Origin of the sequence: Olsenella intestinalis (genome assembly GCF_023276655.1) — a bacterium.
GTDB classification, from domain to species: domain Bacteria; phylum Actinomycetota; class Coriobacteriia; order Coriobacteriales; family Atopobiaceae; genus Olsenella_J; species Olsenella_J intestinalis.
Genome location: NZ_JALGRK010000001.1, coordinates 338942 through 354717 on the forward strand (window position 1 = coordinate 338942; position 15776 = coordinate 354717).

General features: G+C 66.3%; 7 protein-coding genes. All 7 read right to left on the reverse strand.

Translation table 11 applies throughout. The features are described 5' to 3' along the window. Positions 1-69: 69 nt before the first annotated feature. Positions 70-3570: a transcription-repair coupling factor gene (gene mfd / locus M5D76_RS01365; protein WP_248921608.1), complete on the reverse strand. Its 3501-nt coding sequence runs from the start codon at positions 3568-3570 to the stop codon at positions 70-72. A gap of 95 nt (positions 3571-3665) precedes the next feature. After that, positions 3666-6989, reverse strand: a complete 3324-nt coding sequence (locus M5D76_RS01370) for a 4-alpha-glucanotransferase (protein ID WP_248921609.1) — start codon at positions 6987-6989, stop codon at positions 3666-3668. 24 nt (positions 6990-7013) lie between these two features. Beyond that, positions 7014-8486 (reverse strand): glycogen synthase GlgA, encoded by a 1473-nt coding sequence (gene glgA, locus M5D76_RS01375; protein ID WP_248921610.1) that lies wholly within the window; start codon positions 8484-8486, stop codon positions 7014-7016. 9 nt (positions 8487-8495) lie between these two features. After that, positions 8496-9590: a glucose-1-phosphate adenylyltransferase subunit GlgD gene (gene glgD, locus M5D76_RS01380; protein ID WP_248921611.1), complete on the reverse strand. Its 1095-nt coding sequence runs from the start codon at positions 9588-9590 to the stop codon at positions 8496-8498. A gap of 2 nt (positions 9591-9592) precedes the next feature. Then, positions 9593-10747, reverse strand: a complete 1155-nt coding sequence (locus M5D76_RS01385; RefSeq protein ID WP_248921612.1) for a glucose-1-phosphate adenylyltransferase — start codon at positions 10745-10747, stop codon at positions 9593-9595. Positions 10748-10775: 28 nt separating this feature from the next. Further along, complete coding sequence (locus M5D76_RS01390; RefSeq protein WP_248921613.1) at positions 10776-13217, reverse strand: glycogen/starch/alpha-glucan phosphorylase; 2442 nt, start codon at positions 13215-13217, stop codon at positions 10776-10778. A 55-nt stretch (positions 13218-13272) separates the two neighbouring features. Further along, positions 13273-15558 carry a 1,4-alpha-glucan branching protein GlgB gene (glgB, locus tag M5D76_RS01395; protein ID WP_248921614.1) on the reverse strand — a complete coding sequence of 762 codons (2286 nt, stop codon included), beginning with the start codon at positions 15556-15558 and terminating at the stop codon, positions 13273-13275. Positions 15559-15776 lie beyond the last annotated feature (218 nt).

A 15776-nucleotide genomic window follows, 5' to 3' on the forward strand; every position in this document is an offset into this window, starting at 1 on the left:
CGTAGGTGCAATCATAGCCGAGCGAGAAGAGCCTTGTCCTTGGCCGCTCGGCGGCCGCGAGTCCGGGCGCTAGTCCTCCTCGTCGTCGCCGCCGACCTCCTCGAGCACGCCGAGGGCGGCGGGCAGCACCTCCTCCTTACCCGTGTGGAACGGGTAGTTCATCTTCCTAGTCTTCGGGTACACGATCGCGCGGCGCTCCTTGAGCTTGAGGGCGACGGCGCGCGGGACCTCGATGTTGGCATAGTGCAGACGGCCGTTCGCGAGCGAGACCGACGTCACGCCCAGGCGCTGCGCGCGGATGCGGATGCGCGCACGGTCGAAGAGGTTGCGCCCGGCAAGCGGCAGTGCGCCGTAGGAGTCCTCCAGCTCGCGCTGGAGCGCGTCGATGTCGGCGAGCTCTGCGGCCACCGCGAGGCGGCGGTACGCGAGCACGCGACGGTCCACGTCGGGCAGGTACTCCTCGGCCAGGTAGAAGTCGGCCGGCAGGTTGATGGTGACCTCACTGGGCTCGGTCTCCCCCGCCTCGCCGCGCGCCTCGGCCACGGCCTGGCCGAGCATCTGCGTGAAGAGGTCGAAGCCGACGCCCGAGAGGTTGCCGTGCTGCTCGGCGCCGACGAGCGAACCAGCGCCGCGGATCTCGAGGTCGCGCATCGCGATGCGCATGCCGCTGCCGAGGTCCTGGTACTCGTTGATCGCCGTCAGGCGGTCGGTCGCCTCCTGGGTGAGCGGCAGCTCGGGCGGGAACATGAAGTAGGCATAGGCCTGCAGGCGACCGCGGCCCACGCGACCCTTGAGCTGGTAGAGCTGGGCCAGGCCGAGGCGCTGCGAGTCCTCGATGATCAGCGTGTTGGAGTGCGGGTTGTCGATGCCGCTCTCGACGATGGTGGTCGCCACGAGCACGTCGATCTCGCCCTCCTGGAACTGCAGCATGACATCCTCGACCTGCGCGGCGGTCATCTTGCCGTGCGCGATGCCCACACGCGCCTCGGGCGCGGCCTCGCGCACGCGCTCGACGGCGTCCTCGATGGTCGTCACGCGGTTGCTCACGTAGTAGACCTGACCCTCGCGCGCGAGCTCCGTGCGGATCGCGTCGCTCACCACGTCGGGGTCCCACTCGCAGACCGTGACCTTGACCGGCAGGCGCCCGGGCGGCGGCGTGAGGATGAGGCTCATGTCGCGCACGCCGCTCATGGCCATCTGCATGGTGCGCGGGATGGGCGTGGCCGACAGCGTCAGCACGTCGACCTGCTCGCGCATGTTCTTGAGCTGCTCCTTGTGCTGCACGCCGAAGCGCTGCTCCTCGTCGATGATCACGAGCCCGAGGTCGTGCGGGTTGACGTCGGCGGACAGCAGGCGATGGGTGCCGATAAGTACGTCCACGTCGCCGGCCGCAAAGCCCTCGAGCGCGCGCCTCTGCTGGGCGGGCGTCACGAAGCGGGACAGCACGCGAACCGTCAGGTCGAACGGTGCGAAGCGCGCGAAGAACGTCTCGAAGTGCTGCTGCGCGAGGATCGTCGTGGGGCAGAGCACCATGACCTGCTTGGCGTCCTGGCAGCACTTGAAGGCCGCGCGCAGGGCGACCTCGGTCTTGCCGAAGCCGACGTCGCCGCAGAGCAGGCGGTCCATCGGGCGCGGGGCCTCCATGTCGCCCTTGATGTCCTGCGTGGCGCTCGCCTGGTCGGGCGTCAGGTCGAACGAGAAGCTCGACTCCATGTCGAGCTGCGCGGGCGTGTCCGGCGAGAACGAAAACCCGTGCACGGCCGAGCGCCTCGTGTAGAGGTCCACGAGGTCGAACGCGAGCTTCTTGGCGCTCTTGCGGGCCTTGCCCGTCGCGCGCGACCAGTCGGCCGTGTTGAGCCGCGTCAGGCGCGGGCTCGAGCCGTCCGGACCCACGTAGCGCGTGAGGCGGTCGACCTGCTCGAGCGGCACGAACAGCTTGTCGGAGCCGGCGTACTCCAGAAGGAAGTAGTCACGCTCGCGCCCGCCGACCTCCTGGCGCACGATCTGCGAGAAGAGCGCGATGCCGTGCGTGGCGTGGACCACGTAGTCGCCGGGCTTGAACGGGAACGTCACCGTGGTCGGGTCGATCCGTCGCGCGCGGTGGCGGCTCTTCGCCATGCGCGCGGTGAGGTCGGACACCGAGAAGACCGCGAGGCGCGCCGAGGGCACCACGATGCCGGCGGGCACGGGCGCGTCGAAGAAGGTCACCATGCCGCGGGCGAGAGGAGCCACGTCCTTCGTCGCGGCCGCGGTCCCGCCTGCGGCCGCGGTCCCCGCAGCAGCCGGCGGGCACACAGGCACGCTATTCTCGGCGGCGGAGGCGAGCGACTCGACGAAGGGGATGTTCTCGTCGGAGAAGTTGAGCTCGAGGGCCTCGCGGGCGGCGCGGTCGGGCACGGCGAACAGCACCACGTCGCGGTCGCGCGTGAGCTGGCGCATGCGGCCGAGCAGCTTCGAGTCGGAGCCGGCGATGCCAGGCTGGCGGACCTCGAGCTGGCAGGTCGCGCCCGAGCCCGCACGCTGGATCGACGAGAGCTGCAGGCGCTGCTGGCTGCCGAAGTCGAGCGTGCGCGCCGACGTGAAGAGGCCGTCGCTCGGCACGCCCGCGTTTCTCGACATCTGGGCGATGTCGTCGCCGGCGCGCAGGCAGTCGTCGAAGAGGGCGCGCGGCTCGGACAGGACGACGAGCGTGTCCTGGCTGATGTGCTCGATGGGGCTCGCGCTCGAGCCGTAGAGCTCGACGAGGTAGCGGTCGAGCGTGGGGTCGGCGGCGCGCGCCTCGATGAGCTCGAGGTCGGCGGCGACCTTGGTCGAGTCCTGCGCGCGCTTGTAGAGGGCGCGGCTCGCGCGGGCGACGGTCTCGTCGGTCAGGGCGATCTCGCGGCACGGCGCGACCGTGACGCTCTCGAGCTCGCCGATGGTCTGTCCGGTCGAGGGCAGCATGCGGCGGACGCGGTCGACCTCGTCGCCGAAGAACTCGATGCGCACGGGCGAGGTCGCCTGTGCGGGGAAGACGTCCACGGCGTCGCCGTGCAGGCAGAAGGCGCCGGGCTCGTCCACCTCGCCCACGTCGCCGCGGTCGGTGTAGCCCATGCCCACGAGGATGCGCCCCACGTCGGCGAACTCGACCTCGTCGCCCACCGAGAAGGTCGCGCTGTCCCAGTAGCCGCTCCCCACGGGCGGCACGCGGCGCAGGAGCGACCGGGCGCTCGCGACGACGAGGCAGCGCTCGCCGGCCGCGAGCCGCGCGATGGCCCGCACGCGCGCGCCGACGACGGCGTCGTCCGGCGCGGTGGCGGCCCACGGCCAGTCGCGGCGCTCGGGGTAGCGGCAGACGACGTCGGCGCCAAGCCATGCGGAAAGCGCCCGCGCCGTGCGGTCGGCGGCCTCCTCCCCGGAGACGACCAGAAGGCACGGGCGCGGATCCTCGGCCCAGAGGGCGGCGACCATGAGCGGACGAGCGCTCTGGGCGATGCCGAGCGTCGCGTCCTCGCCCTGCCTCAGGCTCGAGAGCAGAGGCGCCAGCTCCGGGGCGGAGAGGAGCTGCTTTGAGACCCTGTTGATGAACATGAGCACATTGTACCCAGACGTCATACGGTGCCGCGCGGGGCGCGGGGCGCACCACGCGCAGCACACGGACGGCGTCCGGCAGCGCGGACGGGCCCCTACCGCGCGCGGTCGCTCTTCTCGGCGAGGTCCTTGAGCGTGTCGACGGACGCCACGACCTGGTCGTGCTCGGCCTGCCACGTCCAGTTGCCCGCGGCGACGCCCGGCACGTTCATGCGCGCGGTGTCGTCGAGCATGAGCACGTCCTGCAGGGGGACCATGACCACGTCGGCCGGGGTCGCGAGGCACGCGTCCATGATGTCGGCGGCCTGCTGGGCGGCGCGGGCGCACGTGTCGTCGTCATCGGCGCGCAGGCCAAAGCGCTCGCGCGTCCAGCCCAAAAGCGTCTGCGTGTCGTGCGTCGACGTGTAGACCAGCTTGCCGGGCGCGGGCGCGTAGCCCTCGCGCACGTCGCCGTCATAGAACTGCACGACGTCCATGCCGGCGAACCCCGTCGCCGAGACGAGCGCGCGCACCGCGGGCGTGACCGTGCCGAGGTCCTCGGCGACCACGGGCAGCGGGCCGAACTTCTCGTACGCGCGGCAGAACAGCTCGAGGCCGGGCGCGAAGTTCCAGGAGCCGTCCTTGGCACCCTTGCCCTCGGGCACGGTGTAGTAGGACGAGAATCCCAGGAAGTGGTCGAGGCGGACGTAGTCGTAGAGCTCGAAGGAGCGCTCGAGGCGGCGCAGCCACCAGTCGTAGCCGTCCGCGCGCATGCGCGCCCAGTCGTAGGTGGGGTTGCCCCAGAGCTGGCCGTCCACGGCGAAGGCGTCGGGCGGGGTGCCCGCCTGCTGGGCCGGGTAGCCGTCCTCGTTCAGGCAGAACATCTCGGGGTTCGCCCACACGTCGGACGAGTCCGCCGAGACGTACATGGGCATGTCGCCGATGATCTTGACGCCGCGCTCGTGCGCGTAGTCGAGCAGCGCCTCCCACTGCTGCATGAACATGAACTGGCGCTCGCACTCGCGCTTGACGCCCGTGGCGAGCTCGCGCGCATGGACGAGCGCGGGAGTGTAGCGGCGGTACTTCTCGGGCCACTCCTGCCACGGCTCGTCGTCGACGCGCGTCTTGATCGTGCGGAAGGTGGCATACGGCAGCAGCCAGTCCTCGTTCTTCTCGACGAAGCGGCGGTACTCAGGGGTGCTCTCGAAGTCAGCCGAGAGGATCGCGCCCTCCTCGTCGAGGCCCCACATGAGGCTCGTGTTCCCGGCGAAGGCCGAGAGGCCCGCATACGGGGAGCCGAAGCCGTCGGTGGGGTTCACGGGAAGCACCTGCCAGTAGCTCTGGCCGGCGTCGTGAAGGTAGTCGATGAAGCGGCGGCAGGGCTCGCCCAGGGTGCCGGGCTTGCCGGGGCGCGTCAGGTTGGGAAGCGACGTGATGTGGGCGAGCACGCCCATGCCGCGCTCCATGGGGGCCTGCAGGCGCTGCTGCTCGTGGAAGTAGAGGATCGACGTGCCGAGCGGCCACATGAAGACCTCGGCCTCGCGCGAGCCGTCGTCGCGCTCGGCCACGTTCGGCACGCGGCCGGTCACGATGTCGTCGACGGCCGCCCCTTCGCAGGGGATGCGCACGGTGTGGGAGTTCGCGAGGCTCGCGTTCACGAGCACGCAGACGCTGCACTCGTCGTTGCGGCGCCAGAAGCCGAAGACGTCGTCGTTGACGGCGAAGGGCTCGAAGTCGCCGTCGACGAAGACCGGCAGCGACTTGCGGACCGCGATGGCGTTGCGGTACGTGTCGAAGCAGTCGCGGCTCTCGTGGCCCCAGGGGTAGGTGCCGCGGCAGTACGGGTCGGAGTAGCCCTCGAGCCCGACCTCGTCGCCGTAGTAAATGCACGGCACGCCCGGCAGCGTCATCTGCACGAGCGCGGCCACCCACAGCCTGCTGATGGCAAGCCCGCGGTGCGACTCGTCGAGGCGGTAGTTGTAGCACTGCTCGTCGGTCATGTCGTCAGGCATGGGCGCGCCGCCGAGCACCGTGAACAGGCGCATGCGGTCGTGGCTGCCCAGGAGGTTGAGCGCGCTGTAGAAGTTCTCGCGCGGGTAGTTCTCGTGCAGCGACTCGAGCTCGGCCGCGAGGTCGGCCGCCGTGATGCGCCCCGTCAGGTAGAACTGGAGCGCATGGCGCATGGGATAGTTCATCGTGGCGTCAAGCTCTTCTCCCCAGAAGTACTTGCGGAGCTTGCCGTAGGCGCGCTTGTTCGACGCGTCCTCCCAGACCTCGCCAATGAGAAGGGCGTCCTCGCGCTCGGCGAGGGCGGCGCTCTTGATGTCGGCGATGAAGTCGTCGGAGAGCTCGTCGGCGACGTCGAGGCGCCAGCCGCGCGCGCCCAGGGCGAGCCACTTGCGCACGACGCCGCGGTGGCCGCAGACGAGGTCGCGGAAGTCGGGGCTGGCGTCGTCGATCTCGGGGAGGTCGTCGATGCCCCACCAGCTTGCGTAGGTGCCGTCGTCGCGGAAGCCGAACCAGCCGCGGTACGGCGAGTGCTCGTCGCGGGCGGCGCCGCCCTCGCCGTAGTTGCCGTACTTGTTGAAGTAGAGGGAGTCGACGCCCACGTGGTTGAAGACGCCGTCGAGGATGATCGAGATGCCGTGGTCGCGCGCGTCGTCGCAGAGGGCGCGGAAGCTCTTCTCATCACCGAGCATGGCGTCGATCTTGAGGTAGTCGCCCGTGTCGTAGCGGTGGTTGGAGGCCGCCTCGAAGATCGGGTTGAGGTAGATGGCCGTCACGCCGAGCGACTTGAGGTACGGCAGCTTCTCGCGGATGCCCTCGAGGGTGCCGCCGTAGAAGTCCCAGTTGGCGATTCTGCCCTCGGGGGTGCGGTCGTAGTGGGGATAGGTGTCCCAGTCCTCGACGAGGCGGCGGCCGGGGCCGTTTCTCTTCTCGGCGAGGGCGGCCTCGGTGCGCTCCCTCCAGTCCGCGCCGCGCGCGAAGCGGTCCGGGAAGATCTGGTAGACGATGCCCTCCTTGTACCAGTCGGGCATGACCTCGCGCCGCTGCTCGTACACCGTGATCTGGAACGACGGCGGGTCGCCGTAGGCGAAGGCTCCCTCGCCGCAGGCGTGCGACGAGTCGGCGCCGTAGCGCCACACGGCGCCGTCGGCTGCGATCACCTGGAAGCTGTACCAGACGACCTCGGGCTCGGCCGGCTCGAAGGTGGCCGAGAAGCGCAGCGGCCGCGGCCCCTGCGTCTCGTCCCAGTCGAAGTCCTCGACCGGCTCCATGTCGACGATCTTCTCGCCGCCCTCGTCGACCCACAGGCGAAGCTTGGCCTGGGCCTCGGGCTCGTCCCAGACGTCGATGCACAGTACGACGACGCCGCCCACAGGGACGGCGCCGAAGGGATCTCTGTACTGACGGTCCGAGGTAACGTGTTTTGCCCTCACGTAATCCCTCTCCGATCCTTAGGTCTAGCGCTCGATCTCCGGGTGGAGACCATAGTAGATGTCCAGGTACTCGTCGGCGGCGCGACCCCAGCTGAAGTCGGTCTCCATGGCCTGCTTGCGCAGTTGCTTCCAGACGTCCTTCTCGGTCCAGAAGACCTCGCAGGCCTCGAGCAGCGTGTTGGCCATCTCGTCGGCGTTCATGTTCGCGAAGCGGAAGCCCGTGCCCTCGCCGGTGTACTTGTTGTACGCCACGACGCTGTCCTGCAGGCCGCCGGTCTCGCGCACGACGGGAAGCGTGCCGTAGCGCATGGCGATCATCTGCGACAGGCCACACGGCTCGAACTCCGACGGCATGAGCAGGATGTCGCCGCCGGCGTACATGCGGTGCGACAGCGCGTTGTCGAAGGCGATGCGCGCGCACATCTGGTCGCCGTAGGTCCAGTCGAAGTACTTGAACGCGTCCTCCTGGTCCTTGTCGCCGGTGCCGAGCACGGCCACCTGGACGCCACGCTCCATCAGGCGGTTCATGGCGTAGCGGACGAGTCCCAGGCCCTTCTGCGTGGTCAGGCGGCCGATCATGACCACGAGCGGGCGCTCGGGGTCCTCGGCCAGGCCGAACTCGCGCTGGAGCGCCGCCTTGCACTTGGCCTTGTTGGCCATCTTGCCGGCCGAGTAGTTGTACTCGATCATCTTGTCGGTCTTGGGGTTCCAGAGGTCGACGTCGATACCGTTGAGGATGCCGCGCAGCGAGTCGGAGCGACGGCGGAAGATGCCGTCCATCCCCTCGCCGTAGAAGGGCATCTGCAGCTCGTTGGCGTAGCTCGGACTGACCGTGGTGATCATGTCAGAGTAGAGGAGCGCGCCCTGCATGTAGTTGACCGACACGCGGTCGCAGTAGAGCTGGCCTGCCGCGGTGGGGTTGTCGGCGAGACCGAGGATGTCCGACAGGACGTCGTCGCCGAACTGGCCCTGGAACTTCACGTTGTGGACGGTGAAGATCGTCTTCACGTGGCGGCAGGCCTCGATGGACTGGTAGAACTCGCGCAGGAAGACCGAGGCCATGGCGCACTGCCAGTCGTTGCACTGGAGCACGTCGACCTGCAGCTCGGGCAGGTACTGGATGGCCTCGCAGATGGCCTTCGAGAAGAAGGCGAAGCGCTCGCCGTCGTCGAAGTAGCCGTAGATGCCGTCGCGCTTGAAGTACGCCTCGTTGTCGACGAAGTAGAAGTTCACGCCCTGATAGGTGAGCTTCTCGATGCCGCAGTAGACGCTGCGCCACGCCAGGGGGACGTAGAACTCGGCGATGTGCTTCATCTGGTCTTGGTACTCCTGGGGGATGGCGGAGTACTTGGGCATGATGACCGACACCTCGGCGCCCTTCTGGTTGAGCGCGCGCGGAAGCGATCCGGCGACGTCCGCCAGGCCGCCCGTCTTGACGAAGGGCACGGCCTCTGACGACGCGAAGAGTACCTTGATCTTTCTGCCTTGGTTAGCCATAGCTCTTCCCTACTCTGCGGCCTTCTCCTTGATGAACAGCGCCTCGGGAGTGCCCTTGACCTCGATGTCGGCGGGCACCTCGTTGTTGCGGTCGACGACGGCGTACTCGATGTGGGCGCCGCTTCGCACGATGCAGGACTGCATGACGATGGCGTTGTTCACCACGGCGCCAGGCTCGACCAGGACGTTGCGGCCGAGGATGGAGTTGGTGACCGTGCCATAGATGCGGCAGCTGCCGGAGATGCGCGAGTTGCGCACGTGCGAGCCGAGCTCGAGCTTGGCGGGCGCGTTGTCGTGGGCCTTGGTCTTGATCTCGCGACCCTCGGGGAAGAGCTCCGCCGAGATCTTGGGGTCGAGAAGGTCCATGTTGGCCTTGAAGTAGACGTCCTTGTTGAAGATCGGCGCGGCGTAGCCCGCAAAGTCGAACGTGCGGACGTTCACGCGCTCGAAGTCGGCTGCCATGGCCTCGAAGAGGTCGAGGTAGTCGGTCTGCTCGTACCAGTCGAGGAGCTGCAGCAGGAACGTGCGGCTCATCACGAAGCAGTCGAGGAAGGCGGTGTCGCCGGGCTCGACGCCGTGGTGCACGCCCTTGACGCGGCCGTCCTCGAGCTTGAAGGCGGTGACGTCGGCGTCCTTCCTGGTGGCCGTCTTGGTGAGGACGGTGATGTCGGCCCCGGAGGCGAGGTGCGCGTCGGCGAGGTCGTTGTAGTCCATGTTGTAGACGAAGCTCGCCGACGACAGGATCACGAGCTCTGAGTTGCCGCGCTCGAGAAACACCTTGTTGTGCTCGAGGTCGCGAAGCAGGAAGCGCGAACCGGTGCGAGAGGTGCCGAACGCGGAGCCGGGCAGGATGAAGAGGCCGCCCTTCTTGAGGTTGAGGCCCCAGTCACGACCGGACCCGACGTGGTCGATGAGCGAGCGGTAGTTGTAGGGCATGACCATGCCCACGGTGCGAATGCCGCAGTTCACCATGTTGGAGAGGGCGAAGTCGACCACGCGATAGCGGCCGAGGAACGGCGCGGAAGCGACCGGACGCGACTCGGTGATGGCACTCGGATACTTGGTGGAGTAATTTGCCGTAATGAAGCCGAGGTACTTCTCCATTCCTACTCCTCCCCCTTTCCAACAACAACGTCATTACCAATGACCACGGTGTCCTTCGTCTCGTCGACGCTGCCGAGGACGACGTCCTCCTCGATGACCGAGCGCTCGCCGAGGATGGCGCGGACGATGTGGGCCCCGTCCTTGACGACGGCGCCGGGCAGAAGGACGGAGTCCTCCACGACGGCGCGCTCGCCGATGTAGGCCGAGGTCGAGATGATGGAGTGCGTGGCGCGGCCGTAGATGCTTGAGCCGTTGCCGACCAGGCAGTCGTCGATCTCGCCGTTGGGGCCGATGTAGGCGGGCGGCTTGGTGCCGGCGTTGCTCATGATGGGGGCGTCGTCGGTCGCGTAGAGGTCGAAGTCAGGGTTGGAGCCGAGCAGGTCCATGCTCGTCTCGTGATAGCTGGAGATGGTGCCGACGTCACGCCAGAAGCCGTTGTACTCGTAGGTGTAGAGGCGCTTGCCGTCGGCGAGGAGCTTCGGGATGATGTCGTTGCCGAAGTCGTGCTCCGACTGCTGGTCGATGGCGTCCTCCTTGAGGGTCTCCACGAGCAGCTTGGTGCTGAAGATGTAGATGCCCATCGAGGCGAGGTTGGAGTCGGGCTTGTCCGGCTTCTCGGTGAACTTGACGATGCGCTCGTCCTCGTCCTGCGTGATGATGCCGAAGCGGGAGGCCTCCTCCCAGGGGACGGGCATGACGGCGACCGTGAGGTCGGCGTTGTGGCGCTTGTGGCTCTCGAGCATCTTCTGGTAGTCCATGCTGTAGAGCTGGTCGCCGGAGAGGATGAGGACGTAGTCGGGATCATGCGTCTCGATGAAGCCGATGTTCTGCGTCACGGCGTCAGCCGTTCCGGCGTACCAGGCGCCGCCGGTCTGCGTGGCGTACGGCGGGAGGATGGCGACGCCGCCGCCATCGGTCTCGTCGAGGTTCCAGGCACCACCGGTGCCCAGATACGAGTGAAGCAGGTACGGGCGATACTGGGTGAGCACGCCCACCGTGTTGATTCCCGAGTTTGCGCAGTTGGAAAGCGCAAAGTCGATGATGCGGTACTTGCCGCCGAACGAGACTGCGGGCTTGGCGACGTTCTTCGTCAGAACGCCGAGCCTGCTGCCCTGGCCGCCGGCAAGAAGCATCGCGATGCATTCTTTCTTGCCCATGAAAATCCCCCTTAGCTTCTCTTATCCCCTAGGCATCAATATGCCAAATATCACGAGCGTACTCGCGGATGGTTCGGTCACTGGAGAAGTAACCCGAACATGCCGTGTTATGGATTGCGGCCTTCGCCCATGCGTCGCGGTCGCCGTAGAACTCAGTGAGCTCCTCCCACGCGTCGACGTAGGAGTAGAAGTCCTTGAGGACGAGGTCGTGGTCGTTGTTGACGTGGAGCTCGTCCATGATGCTGTTGAAGTTGCCTGAAAGGTGCGCGAGCGTACCGTCGACGAGCTCGTCGACGATGCGGCCCAGGCGCTGGCGGTCGCGATCATAGAGGTCGCGCGCCCAGTAGTTGCCGCCGGCCCTGAGGGCGTCGACCTCCTCGGTGCGCAGGCCGAAGATCTTGATGTTCTCCTCGCCCACGAGGTCGCAGATCTCGACGTTGGCGCCATCGTAGGTGCCGAGCGTGATTGCGCCATTCATCATGAGCTTCATGTTGGAGGTGCCGGACGCCTCGGAGCCGGCCCAGGAGATCTGCTCGGAGATCTCGGCCGCGGGGTAGACGAGCTGAGCGCTCGAGACCGCGAAGTTGGGCACGAAGGCGACGCGGAGCGTCTGGTTGACGCGGGCGTCGTTGTTCACGACATCCGCGACGGAGTTGATGAGGCGGATGACCTCCTTGGCGAAGTCATAGCTCTGGGCGGCCTTGCCGGAGAAGATGAACGCCGTGGGACGGGGCTGGAAGGAGGAGTCGGCAAGCATCCTGTTGTAGAGGTCGAGGATCTTGAAGACGTTGAGCAGCTGGCGCTTGTAGGCGTGGAAGCGCTTGACCTGGACGTCGAACACCATGTTGGTATCGAGCGCGGTGCCGGTCGTCTCCTTGATGTAGTCGGCGAGGCGCTGCTTGTCCCAGGCCTTGGCCTTGTGGAACTCCTCGACGAAGGAGGGGTCCTCCTCGTACTTCTCGAGCTTCTCGAGCTGCGTGGCATCGGAGAGCCAGCCGTCGCCAATGGTGTCGCAGATCAGGCGAGCGTACTTGGGGTTCGCGTTGCCGAGGAAGCGGCGGTGCGAGATGCCGTTCGTCTTGTTGTTGAACAGCTCGGGGCTGAGCTCGTAGAAGCTGCGCAGCGTGCTCGCCTCGAGGATGCCGGTGTGCAGCGCGGAGACGCCGTTGACCGAGTGCGAGAAGATGACCGAGAGGTTCGCCATGCGGACCTGGCCGTCCCAGAGGATGGCGGTCTGAGAGAGCTCCTCCTGCCAGTTGTCGCGGTCGTGCGGGAAGGTGTCGCGGTAGCGGCGGTCGATCTCCTCGATGAACATGTAGAGGCGGGGGAGCAGCTCGCGGAAGGTGTTGATCGGCCACTTCTCGAGCGCCTCGGGCATGACGGTGTGGTTCGTATAGGAGATGGTCGCGCGGGCGATCTTGAATGCGAGGTCGAAGTCGACGTCCTTCTCGTCAACGAGGATGCGCATGAGCTCGGGGCCGCACATCGCGGGGTGGGTGTCGTTCGTGTGGATGCACACGTGGTCAGAGAGATGCTCCCAGAGCTTGTCGCCGTACTTCTCGCCGTAGTTCTTCTCGAACGAGCGCAGGATCGTCTGAAGGCCCGCGGAGACGAACAGGTACTCCTGCTTGAGTCGCAGGATCCTGCCGTGCTCGCCGGCGTCGTTGGGATAGAGGATCTGAGAGATGGCCTCGACGTCGGAGCGGAACTTCATGGCCTTGGCGTAGTCGCCGGCGTTGAAGGCGTCGAGGTCGAAGTTCTCCTCGGCGGGCTCGGCGCTCCACAGGCGCAGGTTGTTCACGGTCTTGCCTTCGTAGCCGATGATGGGCACGTCGTAGGGGACGGCCTTGATAACCTCGCCGCCCTCCTGGGTGAACCAGAAGCGCTCGCCGTCCTGGTGACGGACGACCTGGCCGCCGAAGGTGACGAGGACGGAGCTCTCGTTCTTGCGCGTCTCCCAGGGGAAGCCGTGCTCGAGCCAGTTGTCCATCTTCTCGACCTGGCGGCCGCCCTCGATCTCCTGCTTGAAGAGGCCGTAGCGATAGCGCATGCCGTTGCCGTGGCCGCTGATGCCGAGAGCCGCCATCGAGTCGAGGAAGCAGGCGGCGAGACGACCGAGGCCGCCGTTGCCGAGGCCAGGGTCGGCCTCGCAGGCGATCAGGTCGTCAAGCGTGGTGCCCAGCTCCGCGCAGCCCTCCTTGACGATGTCGCGGATGCCGAAGTTCAGCAGGTAGTTGTCGAGCAGGGGCCCGATGAGGAACTCGAGCGAGAAGTAGTAGACGGACTTGTCGCCCTTCTTGGCGTCGACCTTGAAGTTCTTGGCCTTGCTTGCGATGAGGCTGGCCAGGACGTAGTAGCGCTCCTGGGGCTGAAGCTCGTCGTACTTCTTGGAGAGAAGGCTCTCGCACTCCTCGCGGTACTGGTTGATGAAGTCTTCCTTGCTGGTAAAGAGCTGAGCTTTCTTCTGCATGCTGTTCCTTCGTGTAGTGGCCCGAGCGTGGCCCGCGGCCGAGATTACGCGGACGCTACTTCTGGGATGCCTTGCCCTTCTTGGTCGCAGCCTTGGCGGTCGTCTTGGTCGCCGTCTTCTTGGCAGCCGGCTTGGCGGCTGCCTTGGTGGTCGCCTTCTTGGCGGCCGGCTTGGCGGCTGGCTTTGCCGCAGCCTTGGCGGCCGTCTTCTTGGTGGCCGTCTTCTTCGCCGAGGCCGTGCTCTTCTCGGCTGCCTTGGTCGTCGCCTTGGTCGTCGCCTTCTTGGTCGATGCCTTGGTGGTCGTCTTGGCGGCGACCTTCTTCGTGGTCGTCTTCTTGGTGGCGGCCTTCTTGGTCGTCGTCTTCTTGGCGGTCGTCTTCTTGGCGGCCTTCTTGGGCAGCGGGCCGGCGTACTTCAGGACGACGCCGCCAAGGGGCGGGACCCTCAGCTTGAAGGACTGGTCGCGCATGTTCCAGGGCACGTCCTCAGTCTCGAAGGTGACGCCCTCGTTGGTGACTCCGGAGCCGCCGAACTCGATGGCGTCGGAGTTGAAGCCCTCGACCCAGCGGCCGGCCTTGGGCAGGCCGATGCGGAACTCCTCGTGGGGGTTGACCTCGAAGTTGAGGATGACCGCCACGTCGTCGGCGGGATCGTCGCCGTGACGGACGAACGAGATGATGCACTGGTCCTCGTTGTCGGCGTCGATCCACTCGAAGCCGTCGGAGGTGTAGGCCCTCTGCCAGAGCGCGGGGTTCTCGTTGTAGAACTTGTTGAGCGCCGCGACGAAGGCCTGCTGGTAGCGGTGGTTCTCGTAGTCGTTGGCGAGGAAGTACTGGATGCCCTCGTAGTAGCGCCACTCGATGAACTGGGCGATCTCGTTGCCCATGAAGTTGAGCTTCGCGCCGGCGTGGGTCATCTGGTAGAGCGCGAGCGAGCGCATGCCCGCGAACTGGCGCCAGTAGTCGCCCGGCTGGCGTGTGATGAGCGAGCACTTGCCGTGCACGACCTCGTCATGCGAGAGCGGCAGCACGAAGTTCTCGTTGAACTGGTACATGGTCGAGAACGTCAGCAGCTTGTGGTTGCCGGGACGGTACGGGAAGTCCGTCTGCATGTAGTGGAGGGTGTCGTTCATCCAGCCCATGTCCCACTTGAAGTGGAAGCCGAGGCCGCCGTCGTCGATGGGATAGGTGACCAGCGGCCATGCCGTGGACTCCTCGGCGATCATCATGACGTCGTGGTTGTAGGTGCCGACGATCTCGTTGCAGCGCTGGACGAACTTGATCGAGACGAAGTCCTCCTCGCCGCCCTTCTCGTTGAACTTCTTGAGGCGGGGGTCATCGATGCCGAAGTTGAGGTAGAGCATCGAGGTGACGCCGTCGACGCGGATGCCGTCTGCGTGGTACTCGTCAATCCAGTAGAGGAGGTTGGAGATCAGGAAGCTCTGGACCTCGCCGCGGCCGAGGTCGAACTTGAAGGTGCCCCAGTTGGGGTGCTCCTCCTTCTCGAAGAGCTTCTCGCCGTTGAAGTGGACGAGGCCGTGCTCGTCACGGCAGAAGCCGCCGGGGACCCAGTCGAGGATGACGCCGATGCCCTCCTTGTGGCAGGCGTCGACGAAGTGCTTGAACTGCTTGGGGTTGCCGTAGCGCGAGGTGGGGGCGAAGTAGCCCGTCACCTGGTAGCCCCAGGAGCCGTCGAAGGGGTGCTCCATGACGGGCATCAGCTCGATGTGGGAGTAGCCCATGCGCTTGACGTAGCTCACGAGCTCCTCGGAGAGCTCGTCGTAGGTGAGGTAGGAGCCGCTGTGCTCGTCGGAGTCAGGGTCGCCGTTGCCGGCCAGGCCGTCGTCGTGGCGCTTCCAGCTGCCGAGGTGCACCTCGAAGATGTTGAGCGGCTGCTTCATGAAGTCGGTCTTGGAGCGCTGCGTCATGTACTTCTTGTCGCTCCACTTGTAGCCGGAGATGTCGGCCGTGCGCGACGCGGTGCCCGGCGGGCACTCCGCGTAGAAGGCGTAGGGGTCGGCCTTGTAGAGGAGGTCGCCCATCTTGGTCTCGATGAGGTACTTGTAGAGCTGACCCTCGACGACGCCGGGGATGAAGCCGTGCCAGACGCCACCGTCCTTGGTGCACGTGAGGTAGTTGGCCTCGGAGTCCCAGCCGTTGAACTCGCCGATGACGCGGACGCTCTTGACGTCGGGAGCCCAGACCGCGAACTCGTATCCCTTGGTGCCACCATCGACGGCCGGGTGGGCACCCATCTTCTCGTAGCTGCGGTACCAGTTGCCGCCCGCGAACATATAAAGGTCTTCATTGGTTAGCGTCAGATCAGCAATGCGATTGCCCATAGATCTTCCCCCGACATCTGTGGCCCGTTGGTAATGAAATTTGTGGCATGCATCACCACGTAGTCTCCATTCTATTGCATCCGTCGTGCCGTGGAGACTCATGTTTGGTTACAGGTTCGACCAATTGCGCGTGCGGCTCGCGGTGCACGCGCAAGCGGACACGTCAGGCGCGAGGGACGTGCCTCGCGGCCGCCGACAGAAGGTCGCGGACGCATCGG

Excerpts from the sequence above, each read along its gene's own strand:
- glgB (WP_248921614.1), bottom strand. The coding sequence starts at position 15,558 with ATGGGCAATCGCATTGCTGATCTGACGCTAACCAATGAAGACCTTTAT.
- M5D76_RS01385 (WP_248921612.1), bottom strand. The coding sequence starts at position 10,747 with ATGGGCAAGAAAGAATGCATCGCGATGCTTCTTGCCGGCGGCCAGGGC.
- glgA (WP_248921610.1), bottom strand. The coding sequence starts at position 8,486 with ATGGCTAACCAAGGCAGAAAGATCAAGGTACTCTTCGCGTCGTCAGAG.
- mfd (WP_248921608.1), bottom strand. The coding sequence starts at position 3,570 with ATGTTCATCAACAGGGTCTCAAAGCAGCTCCTCTCCGCCCCGGAGCTG.
- glgD (WP_248921611.1), bottom strand. The coding sequence starts at position 9,590 with ATGGAGAAGTACCTCGGCTTCATTACGGCAAATTACTCCACCAAGTAT.
- M5D76_RS01390 (WP_248921613.1), bottom strand. The coding sequence starts at position 13,217 with ATGCAGAAGAAAGCTCAGCTCTTTACCAGCAAGGAAGACTTCATCAAC.